The 12991-nt window shown below is 40.5% G+C and carries 11 protein-coding genes; 7 read left to right on the plus strand and 4 right to left on the minus strand.

The features are described 5' to 3' along the window. Window positions 1–137: 137 nt before the first annotated feature. The 3 genes from I6E70_RS12435 (at window position 138) to I6E70_RS12445 (ending at window position 2210) form a co-directional block, all read left to right on the plus strand. A complete protein-coding gene (locus tag I6E70_RS12435; RefSeq protein WP_197188837.1) occupies window positions 138–395 on the plus strand; it encodes a hypothetical protein in 258 nt (85 codons plus the stop codon). Between the two features lie 378 nt (window positions 396–773). After that, the gene (locus I6E70_RS12440) at window positions 774–1538 is read left to right on the plus strand and encodes a DUF6515 family protein (protein WP_197188838.1); all 765 of its coding nucleotides are present in this window, start codon (window positions 774–776) and stop codon (window positions 1536–1538) included. 171 nt (window positions 1539–1709) lie between these two features. Next, window positions 1710–2210: an RDD family protein gene (locus I6E70_RS12445; protein ID WP_007587274.1), complete on the plus strand. Its 501-nt coding sequence runs from the start codon at window positions 1710–1712 to the stop codon at window positions 2208–2210. A gap of 101 nt (window positions 2211–2311) precedes the next feature. Here the strand turns inward: I6E70_RS12445 and lptG are convergent, their stop codons facing one another. Together lptG and lptF are read right to left on the minus strand one after the other, a co-directional pair. Further along, complete coding sequence (lptG, locus tag I6E70_RS12450) at window positions 2312–3379, minus strand: LPS export ABC transporter permease LptG (protein WP_007587278.1); 1068 nt, start codon at window positions 3377–3379, stop codon at window positions 2312–2314. Next, window positions 3376–4488 (minus strand): LPS export ABC transporter permease LptF, encoded by a 1113-nt coding sequence (gene lptF, locus I6E70_RS12455; protein ID WP_007587281.1) that lies wholly within the window; start codon window positions 4486–4488, stop codon window positions 3376–3378. Before lptF ends, lptG begins: the two co-directional genes overlap by 4 nt. 309 nt (window positions 4489–4797) lie before the next feature. Between lptF and pepA the strand changes: the two genes are divergently transcribed. From pepA to I6E70_RS12470, 3 genes are all read left to right on the plus strand, one after another. Next, on the plus strand, window positions 4798–6309 hold the full coding sequence (pepA, locus tag I6E70_RS12460) for a leucyl aminopeptidase (RefSeq protein ID WP_007587283.1): 1512 nt from the start codon (window positions 4798–4800) through the stop codon (window positions 6307–6309). A gap of 150 nt (window positions 6310–6459) precedes the next feature. Further along, window positions 6460–6906 carry a DNA polymerase III subunit chi gene (locus I6E70_RS12465; protein ID WP_007587285.1) on the plus strand — a complete coding sequence of 149 codons (447 nt, stop codon included), beginning with the start codon at window positions 6460–6462 and terminating at the stop codon, window positions 6904–6906. Window positions 6907–6959: 53 nt separating this feature from the next. Next, window positions 6960–9815 (plus strand): valine--tRNA ligase, encoded by a 2856-nt coding sequence (locus I6E70_RS12470; RefSeq protein WP_197188839.1) that lies wholly within the window; start codon window positions 6960–6962, stop codon window positions 9813–9815. A 113-nt stretch (window positions 9816–9928) separates the two neighbouring features. On the opposite strand, the gene I6E70_RS12475 is transcribed toward I6E70_RS12470, so the two are convergent. Next, complete coding sequence (locus I6E70_RS12475) at window positions 9929–11191, minus strand: outer membrane protein transport protein (RefSeq protein ID WP_197188840.1); 1263 nt, start codon at window positions 11189–11191, stop codon at window positions 9929–9931. Between the two features lie 283 nt (window positions 11192–11474). Here I6E70_RS12475 and I6E70_RS20705 point away from each other — a divergent pair, with 283 nt between their 5' ends. Further along, window positions 11475–11798, plus strand: a complete 324-nt coding sequence (locus I6E70_RS20705) for a hypothetical protein (RefSeq protein WP_165725768.1) — start codon at window positions 11475–11477, stop codon at window positions 11796–11798. Here I6E70_RS20705 and I6E70_RS12480 read toward each other — a convergent pair. Beyond that, the gene (locus I6E70_RS12480) at window positions 11758–12972 is read right to left on the minus strand and encodes an HD-GYP domain-containing protein (RefSeq protein WP_007587289.1); all 1215 of its coding nucleotides are present in this window, start codon (window positions 12970–12972) and stop codon (window positions 11758–11760) included. The two genes, I6E70_RS20705 and I6E70_RS12480, sit on opposite strands and share 41 nt — an antisense overlap. Window positions 12973–12991: the final 19 nt, after the last annotated feature.

Below are 12991 nucleotides of genomic sequence, written 5' to 3' on the forward strand. Positions count from 1 at the left end.
TGCGGATTGGTATTAGCGTCAAGAATAGTAAAGATAAGTAAAGGGGTGTAAAGCCTCCCTACAGTTGCCCTGCATGCAGTTGGCATTCAGTTTCAAACGTCAATACTAGCCATGTTAACCACAAACGAGGCAATATTATGAAACTTACATTTATACTACCTGCACTATTAGTTATGGGCACTTTATCTAGTTCTGCATTTGCAGCACCACATGATAGATATACAAAGCAAGAATATAAAAAGGTTCAGCTAAAACGAGAACTGAAAAAAATTAACCAAACTAAGGTAATCAAGTATGTTCCAGTTAAAGTTGTTAAAAGAAACGTTAATAACACAGCATTTGTTAAAGTTAATACCATAACGTATCACCCAAACCTTAAATTTATTAAAAGATAGATGCGCACTTTAAAATATAAAGTCATGTTTGCGGCAATAAACAACGCGCCGTAAACTTAGCTTTTTACACCATTTAAACTCTATTATTGGTATTTTCCCATCTAAAATGCACGGAAATAACGTTTTCTAAGCACAACAAAAAAGTCCAAATACATAATTTAATAGCAAAATTATTAAAATATCTCTCGTAATAAATATACTTACAAAGAACAGAGTCACCCTCAAAAATCGTCAAAAATAACTAAGTATGTCAATAACCGTCAGTAAAATGTAAAAAGCTGTAAGCATAGCTCCGTTTGCTGTTGTATGTCAGTTAACATTCAGTTTGAACCGCTAGTATTGAACCCAGTTATGTAAAAACATAAACGAGGCAATACTATGAAACTTACTTTTTTACTACCTGCACTGCTCGCCATTGGCGCAGTATCAGGCTCTGCGCTTGGAGCACAAAACGAGCGAGAGAATGATAAAAGCTTTAAACGTGACCACGACAAACGTGTTGAATATAAACGCGATGAACGCCGCCATGAAAAAAAGCAGCGTATTGAGCATAAAAAAGAAAAACGAGAAGACCGTAAGCAAGAAAAACGTAAACTTGCTAAGTACAAGCAGGAAAAGCGTGAACAATACCGCTACAACCAGCGCAAATATAACTACTTAACAAGCCATAATAATTCAGTCGCTTACAGACAAAATCGATTTATAAACCATTTACCACGCAATAGCGCATCGATTAGATTTAATGGTATTTCGTTTACGTTTAACGACGGCCTTTACTACCGTAAAGCTAAAAGAGGCTACCATGTAGTTACGCCACCTAGAGGCCTGCGTATAAATACGCTACCAAGAAATTACAGGCATTTTAAGCATCACAATACCACCTACTACACATATCAAAACGTGTATTACGTCGCAAATAATGACGGTTATACAGTGGTTGATGAGCCACCAACCCGTCTTAATCAGGCAATAAAAGTGGGGAATGTGAATGATTATAGCTTGGGCCAAACTTACGATTCATTGCCTCAGGCAGCACAGGCCGTAATAATTAACTCGCAGCAGTATTTTAAATACGGCGATATTTATTTTTTACCGCAAATAAGTGGTGACGTCATAAAATACCTTGCTATCAAGCTAGGTTAAATCCGCTATAAATTAAAAGGCCTTGCTACCAATAGCAGGGTCTTTTTCATTTCCCCTGTAGGTAATAACTTAAAGCAATAAAATCAATTCCCTCTCTAAACATTAACATGTCTTAGTATTTGTAAGCTTTTTTGCTAAACTAGCTCGCATATTAATAGTGAGAGTGTATTTATGTCGGGTGAGTTTCCACGTGCTGGTTTTTGGCGCCGTTTTGCGTCGTTAGTTTACGATACGTTAGCCATTATTGCGTTTGCGATGTTAACTGTAGTGCTGTATTTATTTGCAGTACAAGGGCTTATTTCTCTCGATGTAATTAGTTTAAATGGCGCAGAGGATGTATCTGCCTTTATTCAAAATTCAAATCTTCTTTCGGGTATTCGTACAGCTCTTTTAATTATTGTTACCTTAGTATTTTTTGGCTACTTTTGGACTAAAAGCGGGCAAACCATTGGCATGCGTGCATGGCGTTTAAAAGTACAAACTCTTGAGGGTAATTTAATTAGCTGGCCGCAATCAATTATCCGCAGCGTTAGCGCTTTACTCGGTTTAGGTAATTTGGTGGTGTTAGTAGATTTTAAAAACAAAAAAGCACTGCAAGATTACATCTCTAAAACAGAAGTTATTGCACTTACTAAAGAAGAAAACAGACGTATTTATAGTGAGCTTGATTAATACCAACTTTTCGAATCGTGAGTTAAGCGGTAATTAAGCAGTAATTAAAAAGCAGAAAGGGTGACCAGTGGTCACCCTTTTTAATGCTTTGAATAGGCACTCTATACCCGTTTATTCATCAAATATGTCGCAAAGCCTATAAATATAATACTGGGTAATACCGCACCTATAATGGCAGGTATTTGGTAAACCATAACTACAGGACCAAATATTTCATTAGTTAAGTGAAACACAATCCCCGTTACAACACCCATAATAATGCGTGCGCCCATAGTAACGGTACGCAGCGGGCCAAATATAAACGAGAGCGCCACCAGCAGCATTACCGCAACAGATACTGGCTGCATCAACTTACGCCATAGAGCAAGCTCGTAGGTACTTGTGTCTTGTTCGTTTTGCTCTAAGTAACTTAAATACGACCAAAGCCCAGTAAATGAAAGTGACTCCGGTTTTACCGAAACAACCCCTAACTTTTCAGCTGTGAGTTGCGAAGGATAAAACTCCTCTGGTAATTGCTCTGTTGTGGTTTTTTCGCTAGTAATAATAACCTTATTTACGTCACGAAGTAGCCAGCCTTCTTTTCGGCTTAGTGCATCTCTTGCTTTAGTAATTTGGGTAAGCTCTAACGATTTATCAAAGTGGTACATGTGTACCCCGTTGAGCCTGCCGTTTTCATCAACATCTTCAATATTAATAAAATTATTGCCGTCTTTAGCCCATACACCTTTTTGTGTATTAAACACATCGCCGCCATGTATTGCTTGGTTACGCATTTCTTTAGCGTGTAATTGCGCTTCAGGTGCACCCCATTCGCCAAGAGCCATCATGCATACAGCCATAAATATGGCTGTTTTCATCACAGAGCCAATTATTTGTAAGCGCGACATACCGGCTGCTTGCATCACTACCAGCTCACTGTTTGAGGCAAGTGCCCCTAAACCCGTTAAGCCACCAATTAGCGCAGCCATCGGAAAAAACACCACTAAATCGCCAGGTATTGTGTAAAGCGTGTAAAGCATTGCGGTCATTAAGTCGTAACTGCCGCGCCCTACCGACTTCAACTGGTCGATAAATTTAATTAAGGTGCTAATACCAACAAGTACCAACAATGCAAAGCCGGTAGTTTGTAAAATACTGCGGCCTAAATACCAATCAAGCGTTTTCATCATGAGCCTAACTCCCGCTTAGTTACTACGGCTTTAAGCCAAGCGCCCAGCGGTCGCCCTTTTATAATTAATAACCCACCTATAAACAAGGCACTTAGATGAATCCACCACAAGCCGATTGAAGGCGGGATTTTGCCATCTTCAACTGCAAATTTAGCGGCATTTAGTAAAATAAAATAGCCTAAGTACAAGCTAATAGCAGGCACTAGTTTTGCAAATTTACCTTGGCGAGGATTAACCACACTTAGCGGCACTGCCAGTAAGGTAAGTAGTGGGATTGATAACGGAATAGCGAGTCGCCATTGCCATTGAGCAATAGATTCAGGAGTGTTTATAGCCAATAATTGGTTAGTTGGCACAGCCTCTAATTTACGGCGTTGATGCTCTATTTCTTGTTCTCGTATTTGTACGCTGTAACCATCAAATTCTGTTAAATTAAGTGCAGGCGTTGTGCCGTCTGTTTCGTAACGTTTACCGTCTGTTAGTACTAGCTGTTGCTCACCATTTACGGCTTCAACCACAACACCTTGCTGTGCATATACTAAGCGCGCTAGATTGCCTTTTTCGCTATCAGGTAACTGTGCAACAAATACCTTATTAAGCTCTTTGCCGCCTTTTTCAATATTATGAATAAACACCACGGCTTTTTCGTTACCGGTTTCTTGGAACCGCCCAGCTCTGAGTGCAGATAATCCTGCATCGGCTTTGGCTTGTTCTTTCAATTGATACTCTTGCTCGCTTGCCCACGGCGCTATATACATAGTCAATGCAGCGGCTAATATGGCAAGCCCAACGCTTGATATAAGCGTTACGCGCACAACATACCATTCACTTACGCCACAGGCTTTAAGGACGGTCATTTCGCTATCGGCGTAAATACGGCTGTAAGCCAAAATAATGCCTAAAAATATACTCAGCGGAAGTATTAGCGAGGCTAGTTGTGGAAGCTTTAGTGCAATCATCGATAGCACTAATTTAGCAGGAATGCTGCCCTCAGAGGCATCACCTAAAATACCAACTAACTTTTGTGACAAAAAGATTGTCATTAAAGTTAAAAATACGGCGACCTGCGATTTTAAAACCTCAGCGGTCAAATAACGGAAAATTAGCAATGCTCGCCCCTGTTAAACATGGAATTTCACTACGATAGTGAGAATTGAATAGTTAAATAGCTATTTTACCCAATTAATACCGGCAAATAGGCTATTATTATAAGCCATCAAATTTAATTATCCTACCTAAGTGCACGATATAATGTTGCATTAGTAGCCCTTAAGCATATAAAGTTCAATTACACAGTAAGAGTCTAGCAAAATCAGCTAAAATAAGAATTATCCTTACATAAGTTACGTAGATAAGACTAGAAAATACTTTTTTAGCCCCAACTTACTAACTTAAATGACTCAAAATCAGGAGTGACAATGGAATTTAACGTAAAAAGTGGTAGCCCAGAAAAACAGCGCAGCGCATGTATTGTGGTTGGCGTTTACGAGCCACGTAGGTTATCCCCCATTGGTGAACAACTCGATAAAATTAGTGATGGCTATATCTCTAATTTACTTCGCCGTGGCGACTTAGAAGGTAAGCCAGGCCAAGTTTTATTATTGCATCATGTACCTAATGTATTAAGCGAGCGTATATTGCTTGTTGGTTGTGGTAAAGAGCGCGAGCTTGATGATAAGCAATATAAACAAATTATTTCTAAAACTATTAATACCTTAAACGAAACAGGCTCTATGGAAGCAGTCTGCTTTTTAACAGAGCAACACGTTAAAGGTCGCGACACTTACTGGAAAGTTCGTCAAGCAGTAGAAACAACGCAAGATTGCTTATATACGTTTAACCAATTAAAAAGTAAAAAAGTAGACCCTCGTCGTCCACTTCGTAAAATGGTGTTTAACGTACCAACACGACGCGAACTAACGATTGGCGAAAGTGCCATTGAGCATGGTTTAGCCATTGCTGCAGGTAGTAAGCTGTGTAAAGACGTGGCTAATATGCCACCAAATATTTGTAACCCAGTGTACTTAGGCGAGCAAGCACAAGAGTTGGCAACTAATTTTGACAACATCACTGTTGATATTATTGGCGAAAAGCAAATGGCAGAACTAGGTATGAATTCTTACCTAGCTGTTGGCCGAGGTAGTGATAACGAATCAATTATGTCGATTATTAACTACAAAGGCGCCGCTGACGACCAAGCCCCTATTGTACTTGTTGGTAAAGGCTTAACGTTTGACTCAGGCGGTATTTCATTAAAACCAGGCGAAGGCATGGACGAAATGAAATACGACATGGGCGGCGCTGCAGGTGTTATTGGCGCAATGCGTGCACTTGCACAAATGCAATTGCCAATTAACGTTATTGGTGTTTTAGCTGGCTGTGAAAATATGCCTGGCTCAAACGCGTATCGCCCGGGTGATATTTTAACAACAATGTCAGGGCAAACAGTTGAAGTGTTAAACACCGACGCTGAAGGTCGTTTAGTATTGTGCGACGCACTAACGTACGTTGAACGCTTTAATCCAGATACGGTTATTGACGTAGCAACACTTACTGGCGCGTGTATTGTAGCCCTTGGCGCGCATGCGACTGGTTTACTATCAAACCATAACCCACTTGCACACGATTTATTAAAAGCGTCTGAGCAAAGTGGCGACCGTGCATGGCAGTTACCGTTATGGGATGACTATCAAGATCAGCTAGAAAGCCCATTTGCTGACTTTACAAACTTAGGTGGACGCTCTGCGGGTACTATTACTGCGGCATGTTTCTTGTCTAAATTTACTAAAAAGTATCATTGGGCGCATTTAGATGTTGCGGGTACAGCGTGGCGCAGTGGCGCTAAAAAAGGCGCAACGGGCCGTCCTGTTCCAATGCTTACTCAGTATTTATTAAATAGAGCTGGCGTAAGTGAAGCCGCTCAAGATTAAACACACTGTTTAGCTACTTATAAGGCGCCATTTGGCGCCTTATTTATTTGTGTATTAATTGAAGCAAACCCCGTTATATGGCAAAATCTGCCTCTTAATTTATGTATATCAATTTGGTATACATTCAATGTCATGGGAAACCCCGATACAATGAACATGAACGCTAAATTTTTCGTTCTAAAGCAACAAGATGAGTCTAAAGCGAAGGCTGACGATCATTTTGCTTTGGCTGCTCAAATTGCGGCCGATCAGTATCGAAATGGGCAGCGTGTGTTTATTTGTGTTAACGATAACGAAGCAGCCTGTGCCATTGATGAAATAATTTGGGCATTCGATCCAGATAGTTTTGTGCCACATAATTTACAAGGTGAAGGCCCTAAAGGCGGCGCACCTGTAGAAATTGGTATTACGCCACCTGTTGGCAATCGTAAAGTTTTAATTAACTTGGCTACTCAATTACCGGATTACATTCGTCGGTTTAACCAAGTTTTTGATTTTGTACCCGTAGAAGCAGCGGCTAAACAAGCAGCCCGCGAGCGTTTTAAAAAGCTACGCCAACTCGGTGCCAATCTCACCACGCAAGATATTAATAGCTAGCCAATCAGGCAAACTAACCAACTAATTTAAGTACTTATTTAAGGTTCTGTGTAATGGATAAAACCTACAATCCGCAAGATATTGAACAGTCTCTATATCAAGACTGGGAACAAAAAGGCTACTTTAAGCCATCTGGCAAAGGCGTACCATATTCAATTATGATCCCGCCGCCAAATGTCACTGGTAGCTTACACATGGGCCACGCCTTCCAAGATACAATAATGGATACCCTAACGCGTTTTAAACGTATGCAAGGTAACAACACATTATGGCAAGTAGGTACTGACCACGCAGGTATTGCAACGCAAATGTTAGTTGAGCGTAAACTGCATGCCGAAGAAGGCAAAACACGCCACGATTTAGGCCGCGAAGATTTTATTAATAAAATCTGGGAATGGAAAAAAGAATCGGGCGGCACTATTACCAAGCAACTTCGTCGCCTTGGCGCATCGGTTGATTGGGATCGTGAACGCTTTACCATGGACGATGGCCTATCTGAAGCCGTTAAAGAAGTGTTTGTACGCCTTCACAAAGAAAACCTAATTTACCGTGGTAAACGCCTAGTAAACTGGGATCCTAAATTACATACGGCTATTTCTGATCTTGAAGTTGAAAACAAAGACAAAAAAGGCCACATGTGGAACTTACGTTACCCACTGGCTGATGGCGTTACAACGCAAGACGGAAAAGACTACATTGTAGTAGCAACTACGCGTCCAGAAACCATGCTTGGCGACTCGGGTGTTGCAGTAAACCCTGATGACGAACGCTACATAGATTTAATCGGTAAAGAGATTTTATTACCTATCGTTAATCGTCGTATTAAAATTGTTGCTGACGAACATGCCGATAAAGATAAAGGCACGGGCTGTGTAAAAATAACCCCAGCGCACGACTTTAACGATAACGAAGTGGGCAAGCGTCATCAAATGCCGATGATCAACATTTTCGATAAAGACGCCGCTATTTTAACCCAAGGTGAAACATACACCTTTGACGGTAAAGAGCTTGAGTTTGATGCGCCAATTCCTGAGCGCTTGCGCGGGCTTGATCGTTTTGCAGCGCGTAAAGCAATTGTGGCAGAATTTGAAGAACTAGGCCTACTTGAAAAAATTGAAGACCATGGTTTAACGGTTCCTTACGGCGATCGTTCTGGCGTGGTAATTGAGCCACTACTTACCGACCAATGGTATGTACGTGTTGCACCACTTGCTGAACCTGCAAAAGACGCTGTTAAAAATGGCGATATTCAATTTGTACCTAAGCAATACGAAAACATGTACTTCTCGTGGATGAACGACGTACAAGATTGGTGTATTTCACGCCAGCTTTGGTGGGGTCACCGTATCCCAGCTTGGTACGACAATGAAGGTAACGTATTTGTTGGTCGCGACGAAGCTGAAGTACGCCGTGAAAACAACATTGCAGATACTGTAACGCTAAGCCAAGACGAAGATGTACTTGATACGTGGTTCTCATCAGCGCTTTGGACTTTCTCTACACAAGGTTGGCCTGAAAATACTGATGATTTAAAAACCTTCCACCCGTCTGACGTGTTGGTAACTGGTTTTGATATTATTTTCTTCTGGGTTGCGCGCATGATTATGATGACGCTGCACTTTGTAAAAGACGAAAATGGCAAACCACAAGTCCCGTTTAAAACTGTGTATGTAACTGGCTTAATACGTGACGACAATGGCGATAAAATGTCTAAGTCAAAAGGTAACGTACTTGACCCACTAGACATGATTGACGGCATTGAACTTGAAGACCTAGTACAAAAACGTACTGGTAACATGATGCAGCCAAAACTTGCCGCTAAAATCGAAAAAGATACGCGTAAAGTATTTGCAGGCGGTATTGAAGCACACGGCACCGACGCCCTTCGCTTTACCCTTGCTGCAATGGCATCTACCGGTCGTGATATTAACTGGGATATGAACCGCCTTGAAGGTTACCGTAACTTCTGTAACAAATTATGGAACGCGAGCCGTTACGTATTAATGAATACAGAAGAGCAAGACTGTGGTTTTGCAAACGGTGCTCAAACGGAGCTTTCATTGGCTGACCGCTGGATTTTAGGTCAATATGAAGCAACCGTTAAAACCTACACAGAGCATTTAGATAACTACCGTTTTGACTTAGCTGCTAACACGCTTTACGAATTCACTTGGAACCAGTTTTGTGATTGGTACTTAGAGCTAACTAAGCCGGTATTATTTAAAGGTAATGAAGCGCAGCAACGTGGTACACGTAATACACTTATTACCGTACTTGAAAGCTTACTGCGTTTAATGCACCCAATGATGCCGTACATCACTGAAACGATTTGGCAGCGTGTTGCACCACTTGCAGGCCTTGAAACAGCGGGTACCAGCATTATGGTTCAGCCGTTCCCTGTATATAATGAAGCAAGCGTTGATGCTAAAGCGATGGATGACTTGGAGTGGGTTAAACAATTCATTTTAGCTATTCGTAATATTCGTGGTGAAATGGATATTAGTCCAAGTAAACCACTTAGCGTATTACTTGCTAATGCATCGAGCGACGACGTGCGACGCATTGAAGAAAACAAATCATTTTTAGCATCACTTGCAAAAATTGAAGAGTTTACAATGCTTGAAAACAAAGACGACGCACCAGCATGTGCAACGTCTTATGTTGGCAACCTTGAGATCATGATCCCAATGGCGGGCTTAATTGATGTGGAAGCCGAGCTTTCGCGTATTAATAAGCAACTCGAAAAAGCAGAAAAAGGCCTAGCACAAGTGCAAAACAAACTTGCTAACGAAAAGTTTGTAAACAACGCACCTGAAGCTGTACTTGCTAAAGAAAATGCAAAACTGGCTGAATTTAGCGATGCTAAAACTAAGCTACTTGAGCAAAAAACTAAAATAGAAAGCTTATAAGCTTTCATAAAATGCCTCTTAACACTATTTAATAGGCATTAAAAAAGCCGCTCACTTTAATTAAAGTGAGCGGCTTTTTTGTGCCCTGTGATTAACCACAAGACACTTCTACATTAAAACTTGTAGTTGTACTGAGCGCCAAGTAATACCGCGTGGCCTTTAGATTCGAAGCCCCACTGGCTGCCCGAGTCATCAGCTTCTGTGAACGTTTGTGTTTTACCACGGATGATACTTACACCAAGATCAACGTTAGAGTTTTGATCAATTATGTAGTTACCGCCAAACGAGAACCAAAAGCGATCTGTATCTGGAATAGAGATAGAAAGGTGTGTTTGCGATACTGGAGACTCATCAAATGCAACACCGGCACGAAGTAGTAAATCTTCGTTGTATTGGTAATCAGCACCTACAGAGTATCTGAAAGAGTCATCAAACTGCTCTTGCTTTTCAAACGCAACAAACTTATCACCTGTTGGTAACGTTACTTGTGCTTCTAGTGATTCAAAGCTGCTCCAACCTGTCCATAATACACTGTAATGTAAGCCTAACTTGTCATCTAGCTGATGTGAGCCAGAAAACTCAGCAATAGCTGGTAGTGTTAGATCAACTGCACCTGGAAGCTTAGCACCACCAGTACCGCCTACTGGTAACTCGTTTGAGAAGTCACCATCAAATGTGATGTCTGTTTCGCTGCGATAGTTAAAACCAAAACGGCTGTTATCATCTAGCTGGTACATTAAACCAACGTTTAAACCAAAACCAGTATCATCACCTTGAAGGTTTACAGCATCAGCACCAAAATCAATACCGCTTGCATTAGCACCCACTTTACGAATAACAGTTGCATCAGCATAAATAGCGTTTAAACCAATACCAAAGCTGAATTGCTCAGTTACTTTATAAGCAACGCTTGCATTAAGGTTAACAGTAAAGATTTCTGTTTCGCCAGCAATTTGGCCAGCAACGTATTCGTCGTTAAACTCTGTAGATAAACCAAAGTTAGAAAATGCACCAAAACCAATCGATACTTTATCGTTGTAAGGCATAGTAAAGTAAATAGCAGGTACTACAGCACTTGGTGCAATGCTGTCGTCATCTAATGCACTTGGGTCAATACCGTTATTAGTACTTTCGCCTTCAATACTTACATCTGGAATTACACCAATAGCAGCAACACTTAGTTGCTTTTCTTTAAATAAAGTCATTAGTGCAGGGTTACGTGCAACTACAGACGCGTCGTCTGCGATAGAAGCTTCACCAGCGTATGCACGGCCTAAACCCGATGCATTTTGCTCTGATAATTGAAACGCAGCTGCAAAGCTATCAGCTGAAACAAATGCAAGCGAAGCTGCAATAAGGGTTTTAGAAAATTTCATTGTTGAGTCCTTAACCAAACTGACTGTCTGGGTACTATGTGTGTTGTTATTAGGATTTAAAACGTGATTACACTACCTTAATTTTTTGTAAAAAACTCTATGAATACGTCAAAAGACAGTAAAAAACATGTTTTTTAACGACATTTTAACAACTATTTAAAACTCATCGGATGAGAAGTGTGGTATTAGAGCAAACACTCTAAATGTAATTAATTATCATTTAGATTGACTTGAAATTAGTAGCAACTTACACTCATTATAAAATCGCAATGGAAGTAAAACTGTGATCATTTTATTTATTATTACAGGGCTAATATTTTGTGGGGCGAGTGTGTTTTGCTTTTACAAAGCAAACTACTGCGCATGTACTCAAGCAGGACAATGCGATAACCCCGTAAACCATTATTGGCTAGGGGCAATGTTAAATGCGTTGATTTCTTTAGCGCTGTGTTGTTTTGCATTGCACGTAGAGCTAGGCACTTTGTTATGGTTAACACTGATGGGAAATTGCTTTTTGGGTGCGTTTATTTCTGCAAAACAAACTAAAAAAAGGCAATGCAGTAAGGCTAATTCAACAAATGCTCTTTTAGCAGGCGAGACAAATTAATCTGATAATCTAAGGGCTTAACACTTGATAGTATTTTAAGCTCTTGGGTGTGCTCACTTAAATCGATGTCTTTCGGTGTAACATGATGATTGTGCTTAGCATTATAAAATAACTTAATTTTAGGTTTAATAGGATTTAATACGTTCCCTTCAAGCACTAAGGCTAAACGTTCATTCGTTAATTTTACAATAGTTCCTACCGGATGAACCCCTAAACACTTTATAAAACGCTGTACTAACTCACCATCAAACAATTGCTTATTGGCTAATAAGTACCGCAATGCGTTGATTGGTTCATCACCATCTTGATGCATTCTATCGGCAGTCATTGCATCGTACACATCTACAATTGCCATTATACGCGCTGGACGACTTAACTTCTCTGCCTGTAGGCCTCGCGGATAACCAGAGCCATCTAAGCGCTCATGATGATTCACTATCATATCAAGCATAAGGGGTGTTATACCCTTCTCGCCTTTAACTAAACCCAAACCTTGCGCTACATGCTTTTTAATCGCTAAGAGCTCATTATTAGTAACCTTAGTTGGCTTTGAAAATATACCCTGCGGTAATTTAGCTTGGCCTAAATCATGAAGTAACGCGCCCATGGCAAGCTCTTGCACAACAGCCATTTTGTACCCTAAGTATTTAGCAAATACAGCGGTAAAAATGGCGCAGTTGATCATATGCCGCCAGTTATAGCTGTGTTTATCTTTTATACGAGTAAGAATAGTCATGGCGTTGGCGTTACGAAAAACTGAGCTGACTATTTCGCTGGCTATTTCATCAAGCACTTTTATATTAACACTCAGGCCAGATGTTAAGTCACCGTATAAAGACTGTAGCTTTCGGCCATGCTGATCGTAATTGACACTCGCTTTAGCAAATTCTTGTTCAATTGAGATTGCTATAGGTGTTTTTTCGGCTTTTTGCTGGCTATTAGATGTTTTAGGTTTGCTTTGAGGCTTATATTTGGCAGGAACTGGGGCATCACCTTTAGCAAAATCTATAAGCAGCTCAAGCACCCCTTCAGAGACTAAACGCTTAATAATAGATCTATCGCGCACTAAGCCACTGGTCTTAATTTTTATGCTATTGATCCCTTCATGTTGCTTAGTAACGCTATCAACATACATACCAGGAGTAAGCTCAGATACGGGCAAAGTAATTAGCATAAAGGCGGGATTTTTCTAT

Origin of the sequence: Pseudoalteromonas sp. NGC95 (genome assembly GCF_015864705.1) — a bacterium.
GTDB lineage: Bacteria > Pseudomonadota > Gammaproteobacteria > Enterobacterales > Alteromonadaceae > Pseudoalteromonas > Pseudoalteromonas arctica.

Excerpts from the sequence above, each read along its gene's own strand:
- I6E70_RS12435 (WP_197188837.1), top strand. The coding sequence starts at position 138 with ATGAAACTTACATTTATACTACCTGCACTATTAGTTATGGGCACTTTA.
- I6E70_RS12440 (WP_197188838.1), top strand. The coding sequence starts at position 774 with ATGAAACTTACTTTTTTACTACCTGCACTGCTCGCCATTGGCGCAGTA.
- I6E70_RS12445 (WP_007587274.1), top strand. The coding sequence starts at position 1,710 with ATGTCGGGTGAGTTTCCACGTGCTGGTTTTTGGCGCCGTTTTGCGTCG.
- lptG (WP_007587278.1), bottom strand. The coding sequence starts at position 3,379 with ATGATGAAAACGCTTGATTGGTATTTAGGCCGCAGTATTTTACAAACT.
- pepA (WP_007587283.1), top strand. The coding sequence starts at position 4,798 with ATGGAATTTAACGTAAAAAGTGGTAGCCCAGAAAAACAGCGCAGCGCA.
- I6E70_RS12465 (WP_007587285.1), top strand. The coding sequence starts at position 6,460 with ATGAACATGAACGCTAAATTTTTCGTTCTAAAGCAACAAGATGAGTCT.
- I6E70_RS12470 (WP_197188839.1), top strand. The coding sequence starts at position 6,960 with ATGGATAAAACCTACAATCCGCAAGATATTGAACAGTCTCTATATCAA.
- I6E70_RS12475 (WP_197188840.1), bottom strand. The coding sequence starts at position 11,191 with ATGAAATTTTCTAAAACCCTTATTGCAGCTTCGCTTGCATTTGTTTCA.
- I6E70_RS12480 (WP_007587289.1), bottom strand. The coding sequence starts at position 12,972 with ATGCTAATTACTTTGCCCGTATCTGAGCTTACTCCTGGTATGTATGTT.